Raw genomic sequence first — 16431 nt, 5'->3', positions numbered from 1 at the left:
ACACTTTTAAAATCTAAATTACTTTAGAAGTCGTTCTAATTTATCTTTTGTCTCCGGAAAATCTTTATCCAGAGTTAGTACTTTCTGATAGTTGGCCACTGCATTTTTTTTATCTCCGTTCGCTTCATAAAAATCGGCAAGAGAGTCATAGGTATTCGGACTTTCGGGATAGTTCGTCACATTCATTTTAAATAAATAGCCAGCCAGTTCATTGTTTTTACTTACAAGTGATTGGTATCCATAGCTATTGACCATAGCTTCGGGCAACGTTACTTTATAACCCAAATGTTTCGAAACGAGTTCGTAATGTTTTTCAATTTTAGAGAAAACAGCTTTATTGAAATTCATCTGCTCGCCAATCGTAAGTTTCAATTGGTTGAAGGCAAAAATAAACCGAAGCCCATCATAAGTTGCAATTAGCGGAACGGAACCGTGACTGTCGTCTTTATAATATTTATATTGGTAATTTAAATGGGTTTTCTTATCGCCTAAAAAATCGTTTAAGTCCAGGATAGACCTGATATGTTTTGTCATTACGTTAGTGTCATTTCTAACTTTTACAAGATTCATATTCTCGTCCATAGTATTGGCAACTCCTAAGAATAAAGAGGTATTTACCAAATCCTTGGTTCTTAATTTTGCTTCGGTTTCTTTTAAAAAATTCTGACGATCCCACCACATACTAGGATCTATTGCAATATAGGAATTGAATAAAGCGGTATGATTGGTCAAAATATTCATTACGGTCAATCCTCCAAAAGAATGGCCTATTAAAGTTCTGTAAGGTGCGGTAGGGTATTTTGAGTCGATAAACGGAATTAATTCTTTTTCCAGAAAGGCTGCAAATTTTTCTCCTCCGCCTGATTGTTCACTTAAATCTTTGGTGACAAATGGCGGATCAATATCCGAATGTGTTGGTGTGAGATCTCTTCCTCTGTTCGTGTTTGGAATTCCCACTATAATCATTTCGGGGCAGAGCGTATTGCCATTCATTTCGCTTAATTGTTCCATCATTCCGACAACAGAACTAAAATGAACATCACCGTCTAACAAATACAATACGGGATATTTTTGCTTGGAAAAACCAGTCAACCGGGTACTTTTTGGAAGATGAATGAGTACTTTTCTGTTTTCGTTTAAAACCTTCGAAAAAACACTGTCGACAATTCCAATCTCAATTTTATTGTTTTTCTGAGCAAATCCAAAACTTGTTATCAGTATCAAAACACCAAAAAATAGTATTTTTTTAATTTTAACTGTTGCAAAATCCGTGGTTATCATACTTTTATACATTTGCTCTAAATTTAGAAAAAAATCACAAAAGTATGTACGATAAAGTATAGTTTTTATAACTATATAACTTTAGTATAATACCGCTCTAAATTATTGAGGCTAATTTTTTCTACTGCGTTATTATCTTTCCGGGCAATATTAATAAGCTTCAACGTAGTCTCCTCTTCATTTATAGAACATATCCAAATAGTACCATCTGACAGGATAATTGCCGAAAATAAAGAATCGTCCGCTTCATTTTCATAAAAAACTAAATCTTCGGATTTCACATATTTTTTAAGTTTTGTCTTTTTATCAAGTTCATTAAACAAAATACTTTTTTCATTTATTTCAAGTAACTCCGTGACCGTTCTGTTTTCATCTTCTACTGTTTTAACTGCCCAAGTTGGTTTATTTCCATCAAAACGCCAAGTACCAATTATTCTAGCCAATAAATCTTTCCTTAACATACTTTTTAAGACTGTTATCTTTTTCATCGCTTCTTTACCAACCTCATTTTCCGGGTATATTTTGCAGGCTATAGAAAACTCATCTAATGCTTTACTTAATTCGGCTTTTTTATAATATGAAATAGCCAAGTCGTATTTGTTTTTTTGAAAGGATGCTTTTGAAGCGTTCTGAGAAAAAATACTAGATGATACCAATAAAACGATAAGGACAAGGTAAGTTTTCATATTCATTTTGGTAAAATTAATTTCGTTTGTAAATCGCACAGAAACACAAATTAACAGGAAGTACTTTGCTTCTATTACACGGTCAAAAGTATTTACTGTTTCGACTTTAGCTAATCCAAAAAAGACTTTTAAATAACAATATAAGATTTTTAATACTTTACGATTCCGAATACAACACATATCGTAAGTTAAGTATTATGTTTTGATAAAAATCTACTTCTTTTTGATGATTTATTATGAATATTTTCGTAAGGAATTAATTTTTCATCAAGATTAAATACAACTTTATGTGAATTAAATATTAAAACACAGACATAAGTCACTACATATCAAAACAGTACAAACAACAAATAGTATTTCATCATTCTTCTGCATAAAAAAATGCCCCCGGAAAGTTTTTAACTTCCCGGGGGCAAACCCAAAATTAAGATTCTGTTTTATTAGCTTTTCCAAGCATTATTCTTCGGTGTGGCATCCATAAAAATACCTCCGTCAATCATTACCTGCTTGATTTGTTTTTTGTTTTTTAAAGCAATTGTAGCCGATTTTTGGTTCTTCTCCCAAATTGCCGGTGTTTGATGTACGGTTTCTTTTGTATCGTCTGTATAAACAATATTCACATCAAATGGAATCGCAAAACCTCCTATATTTTCTACCAAAATAGTTTCTGCATTAACACTTTTCACCGCAAGATCAATATGGTTATTGGTAAAAAACCAATTGTTAAAAAACCAGTTCAGATTCTTCCCTGAGGCACTATTCATCGAGTTAAAATAATCCCATGGAATTGGATGCTTTCCGTTCCAATTGTCCATATAAGCATGTAATGATTTTTTGAATAACGCATCTCCAAGCAAATCTTTTAGCGCAATATAAGAAAGCGAAGCCTTCCCATATGAATTATTACCATATCCGGCACCTGAAAGTTGCGATGACATAGAGATAATCGGCTGATCTTCTTCTGTTGACGGATCGCTTATGTACTGTTTTACTCTAAAATCTTTATAAAATTTATCAGCCGCTTCTTTACCATGTTCTGCAATTCCGATTAAATATTCAAAAGTAGTAGCCCAACCCTCGTCCATAAAAGCATAACGGGTTTCATTGATTCCCATGTAAAAAGGGAAATACGTATGAGCGACTTCATGGTCCTGAACCAATTGAGCAAACACAGGATCATTCATTTGTGAATCATTACACATCATTGGATATTCCATGTCTGCAAATCCCTGAAAAGCGGTCATTTTAGAAAAAGGATACGGAATTCCCGGCCAGTTGTTCGAAAACCAATCTAACGCGTATTGATTGTTTTTTACAGATACCACAAAATCGGTACCTTTAATATCATAGGCCGCCTGAACACTGGCACGACGGTTTGTTTTTTTGTCTACAACTACACTACTCGCATCCCATAAATAATGGTCACTCAAACCGAAACAAACATCAGAGATATTTTTGGCTTCAAATTTCCAGGTATTCCAGTCATTTTGTTTGGTTACGATACCACTTTTCATCTCCTGTTCGTTAGCAATATGAAGAACTTCATCTGCTACATATGATTTTTTCAGACGAGACGAAAATTCAGGTTGTAAAACCTCATCCGGATTTAGTAAATCTCCTGTTCCATACACTACATAATTCTTCGGTGCTTTTACAGAATAGGTATAATCATTAAAATCATTGTAAAATTCCTGACGATCGGTATGAGGCAATCTGTCCCATTTATTATAATCATCAAAAACCGTGACTCTCGGGTAGCTGTAAGCAACAAAGAATGTCGTATTGTCTATTTGTCCTTCTCTTCCGCTTTCTTTAGACAAAGGGTAATTCCAATCGATATTGATTGTTATTTTGCTATGAGGAAGCATCGCTTTTTTCATTTTTACATTTCCAACCGTTCCCCAGTTTCTTGCATTCTCATTATACACTTCTCCTTCGATTTTAAGAGAAGTAATGGTTAATCCGGCACTTAAAAAATCTTCACTTACGTCTCCGCCTCGTGGTGAAGATGGTTTATGAAGATTATTCACAAATCGGATTGGTAAATTTCTTAATGTATCGTTACTATTGTTTTCGTAAATGATGGTTTCGGTACCGCTGACTACCTTAGTATCAGCGTTAACAGTCAGTTCTATCGTGTACTTTCCATGATTTTGCCAGTATTTTTTTCCCGGTTTCCCATCCATAGAACGAGTACCGTTTTCATAAGCTTCTTTAATATTTCTGGGCATATAAAGCTTTTGCGAAAAGCCATATTGCGACAGAAACAGAAATCCTAAAAGCAATAATTGAAGCGAATTTTTTCTCATAAGTGGTTTTGATTTTTATTGATTGATTAATTGTCCTATCACATTAGTGGAAGATTTTATGTAAATGTTACATTGAAGCGTAAAGTTATACTTTTTGTATTTTAATTAAGTTAATTCTTATAATATTTTAATTATTGAATTATAAAAAAAACCGCCTTTTTCAAAAGCGAAAAAGACGGCAATCTAAAATTAATATATAACCTTTGAGCTACAAAATATAATCGGTATTGATAAAATTCGATTCTTTGCTGTTCAGCAATTCCTGCAAAATTTTATTGTTATAATCAATATCTTTTGAAGCTACAAATGTACGAATGGAGAAAGAACGCAAGGCATCCGGAATACTTAAAGTACCTACGGCAGAATCTTTGCGCCCTGTAAAAGGAAAGGCATCCGGTCCTCTTTGACAAGAACTGTTTAAGTTTACTCTGCAAACTAAATTGACCAAAGCATCGATAAGCGGTGCCAAAGTTTTAATATCTTTTCCGAATAAACTCACCTGCTGTCCGTAGTTGGATTCGGCCATATCTTTTAATGGTTCTCTGATATCTTTAAAAGAAATTATCGGAACCACAGGTCCAAATTGTTCTTCATGATACACACGCATTTGTTTGTTTACCGGAAATAAAACGGCCGGAAAAATATAATTGTCGGCATGTTTCCCTCCCTTTTCATTCAATATCGCTGCCCCTTTACTTTTTGCATCATCAATTAATCCCTGAATATAAGATGGTTTATCTGTTTCGGGAAGCGGAGTTAATGAAACTCCTTTTTCCCACGGATTTCCAAATAGTAAAGCATCCACTTTTTCAGAAAAACGTCTGTTAAATTCTTCACTGATCGATTCATGTACATACAATACCTTCAAGGCCGTACAACGCTGACCGTTAAAAGACAAACTTCCTACTATACATTCCTGGATAGCCAAATCTAAATCGGCATCCGGCAAGATAATCGCAGGGTTTTTGGCTTCCAAACCTAAAATCAAACGCAATCTGTTTTTATTTGGATGTTGATCTTGTAATGCAATAGCCGATTTACTGTTTCCGATTAGTGCTAAGACATCTACTTTACCTGATTTCATTATCGGTGAAGCTACTTCACGCCCTCTTCCGTAAACAATATTGATCACGCCTTTTGGAAAACTACTTCTAAAGGCTTCTAACAATGGCGAAATACACAAAACACCATGTTTAGCCGGTTTGAAAATTACGGCATTCCCCATAATCAAAGCGGGAATTAACAAAGAGAAAGTTTCGTTTAACGGATAATTATAAGGTCCAAGACACAGAACAACTCCCAACGGACCACGACGAATCATGGCATTCACGCCTTGTACTTTAGAAAAATGGGAGCTTCTTCCGTTTAGTTCTTTATAACTATCAATGGTATCGTAAATATATTCTACGGTTCGGTCAAATTCTTTTTGGGAGTCTCCTAAGGATTTTCCAATTTCCCACATTAAAAATTTCACTACTTCTTCTCGTGTCGCCTTCATTTGGGTCACGAAATTTTCCATACATTTAATACGATCGGCTACTTTCATCGTAGGCCACAAGCCCTGCCCCATATCATAAGCGGCAGTTGCGGCATCCACTACTTCGTGCGCCTCTTTTTCTCCCATAAAAGGAATAGATCCTAATAAAGTCGGTGTGTATTTTTCTGTAGATGAAATTGTGGAAAAAACAGGTGTGGTTTGCCCAGTCCAATGTTTTAATTCACCATTTACAAGATACGTATCTTGATTGATAAGGTTTTTAATCTGAAATTCTTCGGGTATTAAACTCATAATCTTGGTTATTTGTAATTTGGTTATTAATAGCATTCTAAAAGAAAAAAAGAGGCTTTTCGGCCTCTTTTTCTTTATTATTGTACAGTATCACCTTCCCAATCCAGGATACCACCAAGTAAATTATAGGCTTTTTCTATCCCTAATTCATTCATGATCTGGCATGCTTTGGCACTTCTGGCTCCGGAACGGCAATACACATAGTAGCTTTTATTTTTATCTAATTCTTCGATTTCGTAAATAAAACCTTGTCCTTTATTAATGTCAATATTTACAGCATTCTCGATATAGCCGTCATTAAATTCGTCTTCAGTTCTTACGTCAAGTATAACTGCATTCTCGTCAGCAGCTAGTTGAGCAACCCAATCTTCTTGTGATAAATTCATAATAAATGTGTTTTTTGTAAAATTACGACGTTTCTATTAATTAAAAACGTGCCAAATGCGATTTCGATTATTATTCTCAGAAAACGTTTTAGAGAAAGGATTATAATCAGTATTTTACAAAAATACTCACTATTTTTAAAAATTCAGTCTATAAAATCGATAGAAAATAGGATTTTTTCATTTGCATAAAAGAGGTCTTAAAAACAATTTTCTGACAACTAATCCCATTTCAATCTGCTATCTTTGTAAAAAAATATCGTTTTTAAGTTCTTTTTGACAATAAAAATAAAATCCAAACACATTAAAACATCTGTTTGAAATAGTAAAAAAAGAGCCAAAAACAGTTCCTATAGCACTACACTTGACGCTATCTTTTTATACAAAATGAAATGACTTTCATCACGATCATAAAAACGATATCCCCGGTGTTTAAAAAATAAGACATGCAAAATCCATTAAAAAATATCTTCCCCAATTTCTCCGATGAACTTATCGCTACTATTGAAGAGAATGCAAGTGCGCAGGATTTCGAAGCCGGGACAATCTTAATGCGAACGGGACAATACATTAAAAACACGGTTTTGATTACCAAAGGAAAAATCAAAATTTATCGTGAGGGTGAAGATGGTGGGGAATTTTTAATGTACTATCTACAACCCGGACAAGCCTGTGCCATCTCGATGATTTGTACCGCCAAAAGCGAAAAAAGCCAGATTATGGCCAAAGTAGTAGAAGATGTTTCCGTCATGATGATCCCCCTTCAAATGATGGACAAATGGATGATGGAACACCGGTCCTGGTACGAATTTGTCATAGACACTTACAGAAGTCGTTTTGAAGAGGTCCTTGAAGTAGTAGATAATATCGCCTTCCGTTCTATGGATGAGCGTTTGGAATTTTATCTAAAAAGACATTCTGATGCCTGTGGCTGCACTGAAGTTAAATTATCACATCAGGAAATTGCGACAGAGTTAAATACCTCCAGAGAAGTGGTTTCAAGATTACTCAAAAAAATGGAGCAGCGTGGTTTGGTTAAATTAAACCGGAATCAGATTGAGCTTTTGAAATAGAATTGTTTAACACGGATTACACTAATTTTTACGAATTGTTTTTCTTGCTTTTGCGGCTAAAAAATTTGTGCCAATTCGTGTAATTTGTGGCGGTAAAAAATGCTTAACACGGATTACACTAATTTTCACGGATTGTTTTTTCTTGCTTTTGCGGCTAAAAAATTTGTGCCAATTCGTGTAATTCGTGGCGGTAAAAAATGCTTAACACGGATTACACTAATTTTCACAGATTGTTTTTTTCTTGCTTTTGCGGCTAAAAAAATTTGTGCCAATTCGTGTAATTCGTGTTAACAAAAAAATATCTGCCACAGATTAAATTGATTTTCACGGATTATTTTTTTTCTTCCCTTTTGCGGCTAAAAAATTTGTGTCAATTCGTGTAATTCGTGTTAATAAAAAAATACTTGCCACAGATTAAATTGATTTTCACGGATTGTTTTCTTTCTTCCCTTTTGCGGTTAAAAAATTTGTGTCAATTCGTGTAATTCGTGTTAACAAAAAATCATTCTAATCATTTTAATCTGTGGCAAAAAAAACGCTTATGTGATAAATGTTACTGTAGATTCCCCCCAAACAAAGCACCTTTGCATAAAAATACAATCAATGGAATATTTCGGTTATTTTGCTTCGATTATCATAGGAATCTCACTTGGCTTAATTGGCGGCGGCGGATCTATCCTTACTATTCCGATTTTAGTGTATTTGTTTCGGGTAAATCCAGAACAGGCTACTTCGTATTCCTTATTCATCGTTGGGTTAACCGCTTTATTTGGAAGCTATAGCCATTATAAAATGGGGAATCTAAAACTGAAGTCCGCTTTGTATTTTGCGATTCCGTCGGTGATTTCGATCTTGATAATTCGGGAAGTTATTTTTCCTCAAATTGCTCAAACCTTATTTTCGGTGGCTTCGTATACTGTTTCAAAGGATTTTCTCATTATGATTATCTTTTCGGCATTGATGATTACAGCGGCCATCTCGATGATCAAAAAAAACAAACCCGAAATAAAAGGAGTCGAAACCAACTATCCACAACTAAGTCTAATTGGTTTTCTAGTCGGAATTGTAACCGGATTCCTTGGAGCCGGCGGCGGATTTTTAATTATTCCTGCTTTGCTTTTCTTCGCCAATTTACCCATGAAACAAGCCGTTGGGACTTCTTTATTAATCATCACAATTAATTCTTGTATTGGTTTTGGAGGTGATTTATACATTGGGACTCCAATCAACTACACATTTCTATTAAGCGTATCTGCAATGGCGCTTATCGGAATGGTAATCGGCAGTCAGCTTTCTAAAAAAATTGATGGAGCCAAACTCAAACCAATTTTTGGATGGTTTGTTTTGGTAATGGGGGTATATATTATTACTAAGGAGGTTTTGTTTTAACTTTATTGTTTCACGCAGATTTGGCAGATAAAGCTGATTTATTTAAACATTTTTAATCTAGTTTCGCATATAGAGTAGTCTTTGTCGCAGTTTTAAACTTGACAAAGATGAAACTAAAAAATCCGTTTATTTCTCAAAATAAACGGATTTGTATATTTTGGGCGTTTCCTCCGGCCGGGCTATCCACTTGTATCTTTTGCTTTTTAAAGAAAAAAGCAAAAGGATACCGCTCCTATCCCTAACGCAATCTCGGGTAAAATGAAATTCTAATTTTATAAATTCTAATGCTCCCCATACCCAATATCATCCATCTTCCCGCTAAAAACACGGTATTGAATAATAAAATAAATAATCACCAAAAATAAAGCAACAAAAAACCAGCTCATCCCTACAGACAAACCATATTCTCCGGCAGCGGTATTATAAATCGTCAATGATGGATTGACTTTATTGGTTGAAGGCAAAACATTTGGAAAAATCGAAACGGCTGTCGAAGCAAACCCGCCTACCAAAAACAAGGTTGAAAATATAAAACCGTGTCCGTCTTTTTTATATGAACGGACTTTAAACAAACCTATAATTCCAACAAAAGTCATTAGAGGAAAAAACCAGAGAATCGGATTTTCTATAAAATTATGAAACGGTTTTGGCTCAATAAAATGCCAGATTTGCAATGAAATAAAAACCAAAATCAACAAGACGATATTCAGTTTAAAAACTACATTTTTGAGCTGTGTATTTAAGGATGAATTCGTTTTGTAAATAATCCAATTGGCACCATGAATTGTTAAAGCCACTACACTTACAATACCGAGAAACAAGGTAAACCAATCTATAATTCCCAACTCATTGGCTTGTGGACTAAAAGTAGGATTCCACAAAGGCAAAAAGAAATAATGGGCTTCCTGAGTAGAAACGCCATTGGTTACCATTCCTAAATTAACACCGCGAACGATATTCCCTAAAGCGATTCCGAAAAACAAAGCCAAAAGCAAACTGGCAATGCCAAACGCTTTATCCCAAATGGTCTCCCACATCGGATGGTGTACTTGTCCACGCATTTCTAAACCAATCGCGCGAAAAATCAACAACCACAAAATCATGATTAAAGGCAGGTAAAATCCGCTAAAAGAAGAAGCGTATAAGGTCGGAAACGCAAAAAACAAAACTCCTCCGGCTGCAATAATCCAAACTTCATTCGCATCCCAAAACGGACCGATGGCGCTTGTAATTGCTTTTTTATCTTTTTCTGTTTTAGCAAAAAACAAATGAATGATTCCTGCTCCAAAATCATAACCGTCCAAAACAATATAAACGGCCAGAATTCCCATTAAAACGACGTACCAAAAAAATTCCATACTTATTTATTTTCAGTTAAAGCTTCATTGTGAGGCCCTTTGTTGATAATTTTCCCAATCAATAATAAAAACAACATTCCGAGTAAAAGGTATAGTCCGATAAAACCTAATAACGTAAACAAAGTATTTCCGGAAGAAACCGTTGGTGAGGCACCTTCGGCAGTTCGCAATAAATTATAAACCAACCACGGCTGTCTTCCTAACTCGGCGGTATACCAGCCTGTTGTGTTGGCTATATACGGAAACGGCATCATAAAAAGCAAGGACCATAAAATCCATTTGGTCTCAAATAATTTCCCTCGGATAAGTTGAAAAAGCGCACAAAGCATTAAACCAATAAACAAGGTTCCGAGTCCAACCATAATATGATAGGCATAATACAACCCTGAAATATTGGTTGGATGTACATCTTCTTCAAACTGATCTAAGCCTTTTATTTCTTCATGCCAGCTTCCATAAGTCAGGAAACTCAGAATATTGGGAACTGCGATTTTATTGTCCAGTTTTTTGTCTTTAACATCGGGCTGACCAATTAAAACGATTTCAGAACCTTCTTTTTCGGTATGAAAAATTCCTTCCATAGCAGCGAAGGTTACCGGTTGGTACTTTACTACATTTTTCGCCAGTAAATCTCCCGTAGGAACGGCAACAATCATACTTGAAATCAATCCGAAAATAACGCCTGTTTTAAGAAACAATTTTCCAAAAACAACATTCTTTTTACTCAAGATATAAAATGCGCCTATTCCGGCAACGACAAACGAACTGGTAACCAATGAAGCGGCCTGATTGTGCAAATAAGAAGGCCATAACCAAGGGTTTAAGAACAAGGCCTGAAAGTTATTCAATACAAATTTTCCGTTTTCGAGAATTTCATATCCAACCGGGTTCTGCATCCACGAATGGGTGGCTATAATTAAAAATCCGCTTGCCCACGAACCAATGCAAATCAGTAATCCGGTGACAAAATGCCATTTATGTCCAAGGAGTTTTTCTCCGAATAAAAACAAACCTAAAAAAGAAGATTCTAAGAAAAAGGAAAACATTCCTTCCATGGCCAGAGTCTGACCGATAATTCCTCCTGTTAATTCGGAGAATTTAGCCCAGTTGGTTCCAAATTGAAACTCCATCGGGATTCCGGTAACCACACCCATTGCAAAATTTAGGGCGAAGATTCTCATCCAAAAATGGGTGGCGTGATTGTATTGTTCGTTTTGGGTTTTTAAATATTTCCATTTGAAATAAACAATGATCAGCGAAAGACCCATTGTAAGTTGCGGAAAAAGATAGTGAAAGGTAATAGTGAAAGCGAATTGCATTCGGTCATAAAAAAGCATTTCTTCCATGAGTGGTAATTTAATTATGAAGTCCCACAAATTTACCTATTAAAACCCGAAATCAGGGGCTTAAAAAAAAGTTTATCGTTTGATATTTAGTAAACTTTTCGGTACTTTTAGAGGGCTTACTTTTTTTAAACCATATGAGTGATGTAAGTTCATTTTAACGTTATGCTTTAACTTAATATTTATTTACATCATTTGTTTTTTTTTAACCATATAAGTGATATAAGTTCATTTTAACGTTATGCTTTCACTTAATATTTACTTACATCATTTGTTTTTTTAAACCATATAAGTGATGTAAGTTCATTTTAACGTTATGCTTTCACTTAATATTTACTTACATCATTTGTTTTTTTAACCATATAAGTGATGTAAGTTCATTTTAACGTTATGTTTTCACTTAATATTTATTTACATCATTTGTTTTTTTAACCATATAAGTAATGTAAGTTCATTTTAGCGTTATGCTTTAACTTAAATATTTACTTGCATCACTTGTTTTTTAACCATATAAGTGATGTAAGTTCATTTAGCGTTATGCTTTCACTTAAATATTTACTTGCATCACTTGTTTTTTAACCATATAAGTGATGTAAGTTCATTTAGCGTTATGCTTTCACTTAATATTTACTTATATCACTTATATGGTGAAAATATTTTCGTTACTCCTCCTTTAAAATTCCTTTTGCAACACTTTCGTTTATTAATCCTTCTGCGAAGTTCCATAAAGTGGCGGAACCTTCTTTTATGACGCTCTTTTTTTCATAAACCGTTTTGTATTTTACGCCGTATTCTTTCCAGGTTCCTCCGTTGTTGGACGTATTTTGCAATAAGGGTTCTAGTCGGTCCATTGATTTTGCAAACTTGGCTTCATTGGTTTCTCCGGCTTCAAATTCTTCCCAGATGGTAATTAATTCATCGGCCTGTTTTTGGGGGAGTAAACCAAAAATGCGATTCGCTGCCAAACGTTCAGCCACCGTATTATCATGATTGAGTTGTGTGTCATAAAGAAAAATATCTCCGGCATCGATTTCTACAATGTCATGTATCAGAACCATTTTTACCACTTTCAAAACATCAATCGGCTCATTAGAATGTTCTGCCAGAACTAGCGCCATTAAAGCCAGATGCCAGCTATGCTCCGCATCGTTTTCATTTCGATCACTATTAAACAGCTTCGTTTTTCGCTGAATGTATTTTACTTTATCAATCTCTTTTATAAAAGCAATCTGATTTAACAAGTCTTCTGTGTTCATAATATCTATTTTTCGTCGTGCTGTAAATTTACAAAATGCGGGATCGTTAATCAAATTACATTCTTTTGATTTTAAAGCTTTAGCAGATTTATTTTTTTTCGTATTTGCACAAAAAACAAATTTCTGTAACATTAGTCACTTATTTTCCAAAAAAACAAAGTTACCTTTGTGCCACATTATTTTAGATTGCATATCATGAAAATAGAACAAATTTACACCGGATGTTTAGCACAAGGTGCCTACTATATCACTTCAAATGGCGAAGCGGCCATTATTGATCCGCTTAGAGAAATTCAGCCTTATTTAGATCGTTTGGAACGCGATGGAGTAAAACTGAAATATATTTTTGAAACTCATTTTCATGCTGATTTTGTTTCAGGTCACGTTGACTTAAGCAAAGAAACGCAAGCTCCTATTGTTTATGGACCAAATGCGGTATGTGAATTTGATTGCATTTCTGCAAAAGACGGACAAGAATTTAAAATCGGAACTACTACTATAAAAGTGTTACATACTCCGGGTCATACGATGGAAAGCACCACGTATTTGTTAATTGATGAAAACGGAAAAGATCATGCAATTTTCTCTGGAGATACTTTATTTATCGGAGATGTCGGGCGACCGGATTTAGCACAAAAAGCGGCCGGAATGACACAGGATCAATTGGCCGGAATTTTGTTTCATTCGCTAAGAGATAAAATCATGACGCTGGCAGATGATGTTATTGTATATCCCGCACATGGTGCCGGAAGTGCTTGTGGTAAAAACATGAGTAAAGAAACTGTTTCTACGATTGGAAATCAAAAAGCAACCAATTATGCTTTGCGCGCCAATATGACGGAAACAGAATTCATTACTGAGGTAACGGATGGATTATTGCCTCCACCCGCCTATTTTAGTATGAATGTTGCTATGAATAAAAATGGCTACGAAAGCTTTGAGTCAGTTTTGAATAACGGAATGAAAGCAATAAACCCAAAAGAATTTGAGGCTGTTGCCGAAGAAACCGGGGCTTTAATTCTGGACACCAGAAGTGCTGCTGATTTCAGCAAAGGATTTATTCCACAGTCTATTAATATCGGAATCAATGGTGATTTTGCTCCTTGGGTTGGAACTTTAATTGCCAATGTAAAACAACCTATTATATTGGTTACCGAAAAAGGATTAGAAGAAGAAACCGTAACCCGTTTAAGCCGTGTTGGTTTTGATACTATTATAGGTCATCTGGAAGGCAGTTTTGAAGCCTGGCAAAATGCCGGTTTCGAAGTAGATACTGTGAACCGAATTACTGCAGCTCAATTTGCAAGCGAGTTTAATATTGCGGAAGACAAAGTAATCGACATCCGTAAAGAAACAGAATACGCTGCTGAACATATTGAAGATGCCTACAGCAAACCACTTGCTTATATTAATGACTGGGTAAAAGACATTAATCCGAATGAGCATTTTTACCTGCATTGTGCCGGAGGTTATCGCAGTATGATTGCGGCTTCGATTTTGCAGGCACGTGGTTTTAGAAACTTTTCCGAAGTTGAAGGTGGTTTTGGAGCAATTTCTAAAACTGAAATCCCAAAATCGGATTTTATTTGTCAAAGTAAAGTACTATAATAATTGAAGGAGCTAAGACTCTGAGTTACTTAGTTTCTAAGATTTTGTACTTAGAAATTTTTAACTTAGAACCTCAGCCACTTAGTAACTCAGAAACTCAAAAAAATCATGCTCGAAATTATACAACAACCTTGGCCTTGGTACGTTGCAGGCCCTTTAATAGGATTAACGGTTCCTATATTATTAATCATCGGAAATAAATCTTTCGGAATCAGTTCATCGTTGCGACATATTTGCGCGGCTTGTATTCCTGCCAATATTTCTTTTTTTAAGTACGATTGGAAAAAAGAAAGCTGGAATTTATTGTTCGTTTTCGGAATATTTTTAGGCGGTATCCTTGCAACAGCATTTTTATCAAATCCAAATGCGGTTCAAATTACTCCTGAACTTTCAGAGCAGTTAGCCACTTATGGTATTACAGATCATTCGGGTTTATTGCCTGCACAGCTTTTTTCGTGGGAAAGTTTGTTCACACTTCGTGGATTTATCATGATTGTAGTGGGTGGATTTTTAGTTGGTTTCGGAACGCGTTATGCGGGCGGATGCACGAGTGGTCATGCCATTATGGGAATTTCAAATTTACAATGGCCTTCTTTAGTTGCCACAATCTGTTTTATGGTTGGTGGTTTTGCTATGGCCAATTTGATTCTTCCTTATATTCTTTCACTTTAATATTTTTAAAATGACACATTCAAATCTAGAAAATAAAAATACCGATACAGAAGGAATCAACGGAAGTCAATTGAAAGATTCTGCATTCTCCAATCTAAAATACCTGATCGTTGGAATCTTTTTTGGAATTGTATTCGTAAAGGCTGAAATCATCAGCTGGTACCGTATTCAGGAAATGTTTCAGTTACAATCTTTCTTTATGTACGGCGTAATCGGAAGTGCCGTTATGGTTGGTATTATATCTGTATGGTTGATTAAAAAATTCGATATCAAAACCATTCAAGGCGAAAAAATAGAAATTCAACCCAAAACATTCAACAAAGGACAAATTTATGGTGGCCTCTTGTTTGGTTTCGGATGGGCTATTACCGGTGCTTGTCCAGGCCCTCTTTTTGCGCAAATTGGTACAGGAGTTACTGTAATTGTGGTTACTTTGGTTAGCGCCATTGCAGGAACCTGGGTTTATGGGTTGTTAAAGGACAAACTTCCTCATTAAATTTTTTATTTATATTTAAATTTATATTTAAACCTGACAGGTTTTAAAAACCTGTCAGGTTTGTTTAATAGTTACGAAACAAATACCCCGATCGTTTAAAAAGCGCTCGGGGTATTTGTTTTACTTTATATAAAAAAAAACAATTAAATAACACCAATACAACACTTTAAACCATAAAAACAACTTACATTTATTCCGGTATTCAAAATTTAAAACTTACTTCTAAACCAACCCTTTAATAAAATTAACTAAAAATTAACACAACACTTGTATATACAACTATTAAAAGATATACATTTGTATATACAAATTATACACTTACGACTATGACGATTGAAGAGGTTATTAAAAGTACAGTTAAGATGGATAATGCGAGAAAGGTTATTCTGAATATTATGTACACGCAAAATGTGATTCAGGATCATTTTAATGAAATATTAAAGCCATATGATCTGTCAGGAGAACAATATAACGTGTTGCGCATACTAAGAGGGCAAAAAGGAAATCCCGCTAATATGTGTGTGATCCAAGAGCGTATGCTGGCCAAAACCAGTAACACCACCCGTCTGGTAGACAAATTGTTACTAAAAGAACTGGTAACAAGAAATGTTTGCCCGAACAACCGAAGAAAAATAGAAGTTTTAATTACCCAAAAGGGATTAGATACATTAAAAGAGCTAGATCCGAAAGTAGACAACCACGAGCAGACGTTTGCTCAGAATGTGGAGCCGGAAGAATTAGAATTATTAAATCAATTATTAGAAAAATACCGCAATCAACACAATTAA

14 protein-coding genes are annotated in these 16431 nt (G+C 35.0%); 6 read left to right on the top strand and 8 right to left on the bottom strand.

Features of this window, described 5'->3' with window-relative positions; translation table 11 throughout:
• Positions 1-18: 18 nt before the first annotated feature.
• From AB674_RS17955 to AB674_RS17935, 5 genes are all read right to left on the bottom strand, one after another.
• Positions 19-1293, bottom strand: a complete 1275-nt coding sequence (locus tag AB674_RS17955) for an alpha/beta hydrolase-fold protein (RefSeq protein WP_240478110.1) — start codon at positions 1291-1293, stop codon at positions 19-21.
• 59 nt (positions 1294-1352) lie between these two features.
• Positions 1353-1967: a hypothetical protein gene (locus AB674_RS17950; protein ID WP_047778734.1), complete on the bottom strand. Its 615-nt coding sequence runs from the start codon at positions 1965-1967 to the stop codon at positions 1353-1355.
• Between the two features lie 440 nt (positions 1968-2407).
• A complete protein-coding gene (locus AB674_RS17945) occupies positions 2408-4276 on the bottom strand; it encodes a M1 family metallopeptidase (protein ID WP_047778654.1) in 1869 nt (622 codons plus the stop codon).
• 208 nt (positions 4277-4484) lie between these two features.
• Entirely contained in the window at positions 4485-6065 is a 1581-nt protein-coding gene (locus tag AB674_RS17940) for an NADP-dependent glyceraldehyde-3-phosphate dehydrogenase (protein WP_047778733.1), read from the bottom strand.
• Positions 6066-6142: 77 nt separating this feature from the next.
• Positions 6143-6451 (bottom strand): rhodanese-like domain-containing protein, encoded by a 309-nt coding sequence (locus AB674_RS17935; RefSeq protein WP_047778653.1) that lies wholly within the window; start codon positions 6449-6451, stop codon positions 6143-6145.
• A 443-nt stretch (positions 6452-6894) separates the two neighbouring features.
• Between AB674_RS17935 and AB674_RS17930 the strand changes: the two genes are divergently transcribed.
• Both AB674_RS17930 and AB674_RS17925 read left to right on the top strand, forming a co-directional pair.
• Positions 6895-7521 (top strand): Crp/Fnr family transcriptional regulator, encoded by a 627-nt coding sequence (locus AB674_RS17930; protein WP_047778652.1) that lies wholly within the window; start codon positions 6895-6897, stop codon positions 7519-7521.
• A 603-nt stretch (positions 7522-8124) separates the two neighbouring features.
• Positions 8125-8910: a sulfite exporter TauE/SafE family protein gene (locus tag AB674_RS17925; protein ID WP_047778651.1), complete on the top strand. Its 786-nt coding sequence runs from the start codon at positions 8125-8127 to the stop codon at positions 8908-8910.
• A 281-nt stretch (positions 8911-9191) separates the two neighbouring features.
• On the opposite strand, the gene cydB is transcribed toward AB674_RS17925, so the two are convergent.
• The 3 genes from cydB to AB674_RS17910 form a co-directional block, all read right to left on the bottom strand.
• The gene (gene cydB / locus AB674_RS17920) at positions 9192-10268 is read right to left on the bottom strand and encodes a cytochrome d ubiquinol oxidase subunit II (protein WP_047778650.1); all 1077 of its coding nucleotides are present in this window, start codon (positions 10266-10268) and stop codon (positions 9192-9194) included.
• Positions 10269-10270: 2 nt separating this feature from the next.
• Entirely contained in the window at positions 10271-11614 is a 1344-nt protein-coding gene (locus tag AB674_RS17915) for a cytochrome ubiquinol oxidase subunit I (protein ID WP_047778649.1), read from the bottom strand.
• 659 nt (positions 11615-12273) lie between these two features.
• Positions 12274-12867, bottom strand: coding sequence for an HD domain-containing protein (locus tag AB674_RS17910; RefSeq protein WP_047778732.1), 594 nt, complete (start codon positions 12865-12867; stop codon positions 12274-12276).
• A gap of 195 nt (positions 12868-13062) precedes the next feature.
• On the opposite strand from AB674_RS17910, the gene AB674_RS17905 reads away from it, so the two are divergent.
• The 4 genes from AB674_RS17905 to AB674_RS17890 all read left to right on the top strand — a co-directional run bounded on the left by AB674_RS17905 (position 13063) and on the right by AB674_RS17890 (position 16431).
• Positions 13063-14475: an MBL fold metallo-hydrolase gene (locus AB674_RS17905; RefSeq protein WP_047778648.1), complete on the top strand. Its 1413-nt coding sequence runs from the start codon at positions 13063-13065 to the stop codon at positions 14473-14475.
• 108 nt (positions 14476-14583) lie between these two features.
• Positions 14584-15147 carry a YeeE/YedE family protein gene (locus tag AB674_RS17900; RefSeq protein WP_047778647.1) on the top strand — a complete coding sequence of 188 codons (564 nt, stop codon included), beginning with the start codon at positions 14584-14586 and terminating at the stop codon, positions 15145-15147.
• 10 nt (positions 15148-15157) lie between these two features.
• A complete protein-coding gene (locus AB674_RS17895; protein ID WP_047778646.1) occupies positions 15158-15643 on the top strand; it encodes a DUF6691 family protein in 486 nt (161 codons plus the stop codon).
• 326 nt (positions 15644-15969) lie between these two features.
• A complete protein-coding gene (locus AB674_RS17890; RefSeq protein ID WP_047778645.1) occupies positions 15970-16431 on the top strand; it encodes a MarR family winged helix-turn-helix transcriptional regulator in 462 nt (153 codons plus the stop codon).

The sequence above is a fragment of the Flavobacterium sp. ABG genome (assembly GCF_001027725.1).
In the GTDB taxonomy this organism is placed as follows: Bacteria; Bacteroidota; Bacteroidia; order Flavobacteriales; family Flavobacteriaceae; genus Flavobacterium; species Flavobacterium cupriresistens.
This window is presented reverse-complemented; position numbering and strand designations above follow the sequence as displayed.

Bases quoted from the DNA above. Each gene is read 5' to 3' on its own strand.
- AB674_RS17955 (WP_240478110.1), bottom strand. From the start codon at position 1,293: ATGTATAAAAGTATGATAACCACGGATTTTGCAACAGTTAAAATTAAA.
- AB674_RS17950 (WP_047778734.1), bottom strand. From the start codon at position 1,967: ATGAAAACTTACCTTGTCCTTATCGTTTTATTGGTATCATCTAGTATT.
- AB674_RS17945 (WP_047778654.1), bottom strand. From the start codon at position 4,276: ATGAGAAAAAATTCGCTTCAATTATTGCTTTTAGGATTTCTGTTTCTG.
- AB674_RS17940 (WP_047778733.1), bottom strand. From the start codon at position 6,065: ATGAGTTTAATACCCGAAGAATTTCAGATTAAAAACCTTATCAATCAA.
- AB674_RS17935 (WP_047778653.1), bottom strand. From the start codon at position 6,451: ATGAATTTATCACAAGAAGATTGGGTTGCTCAACTAGCTGCTGACGAG.
- AB674_RS17930 (WP_047778652.1), top strand. From the start codon at position 6,895: ATGCAAAATCCATTAAAAAATATCTTCCCCAATTTCTCCGATGAACTT.
- AB674_RS17925 (WP_047778651.1), top strand. From the start codon at position 8,125: ATGGAATATTTCGGTTATTTTGCTTCGATTATCATAGGAATCTCACTT.
- cydB (WP_047778650.1), bottom strand. From the start codon at position 10,268: ATGGAATTTTTTTGGTACGTCGTTTTAATGGGAATTCTGGCCGTTTAT.
- AB674_RS17915 (WP_047778649.1), bottom strand. From the start codon at position 11,614: ATGGAAGAAATGCTTTTTTATGACCGAATGCAATTCGCTTTCACTATT.
- AB674_RS17910 (WP_047778732.1), bottom strand. From the start codon at position 12,867: ATGAACACAGAAGACTTGTTAAATCAGATTGCTTTTATAAAAGAGATT.
- AB674_RS17905 (WP_047778648.1), top strand. From the start codon at position 13,063: ATGAAAATAGAACAAATTTACACCGGATGTTTAGCACAAGGTGCCTAC.
- AB674_RS17900 (WP_047778647.1), top strand. From the start codon at position 14,584: ATGCTCGAAATTATACAACAACCTTGGCCTTGGTACGTTGCAGGCCCT.
- AB674_RS17895 (WP_047778646.1), top strand. From the start codon at position 15,158: ATGACACATTCAAATCTAGAAAATAAAAATACCGATACAGAAGGAATC.
- AB674_RS17890 (WP_047778645.1), top strand. From the start codon at position 15,970: ATGACGATTGAAGAGGTTATTAAAAGTACAGTTAAGATGGATAATGCG.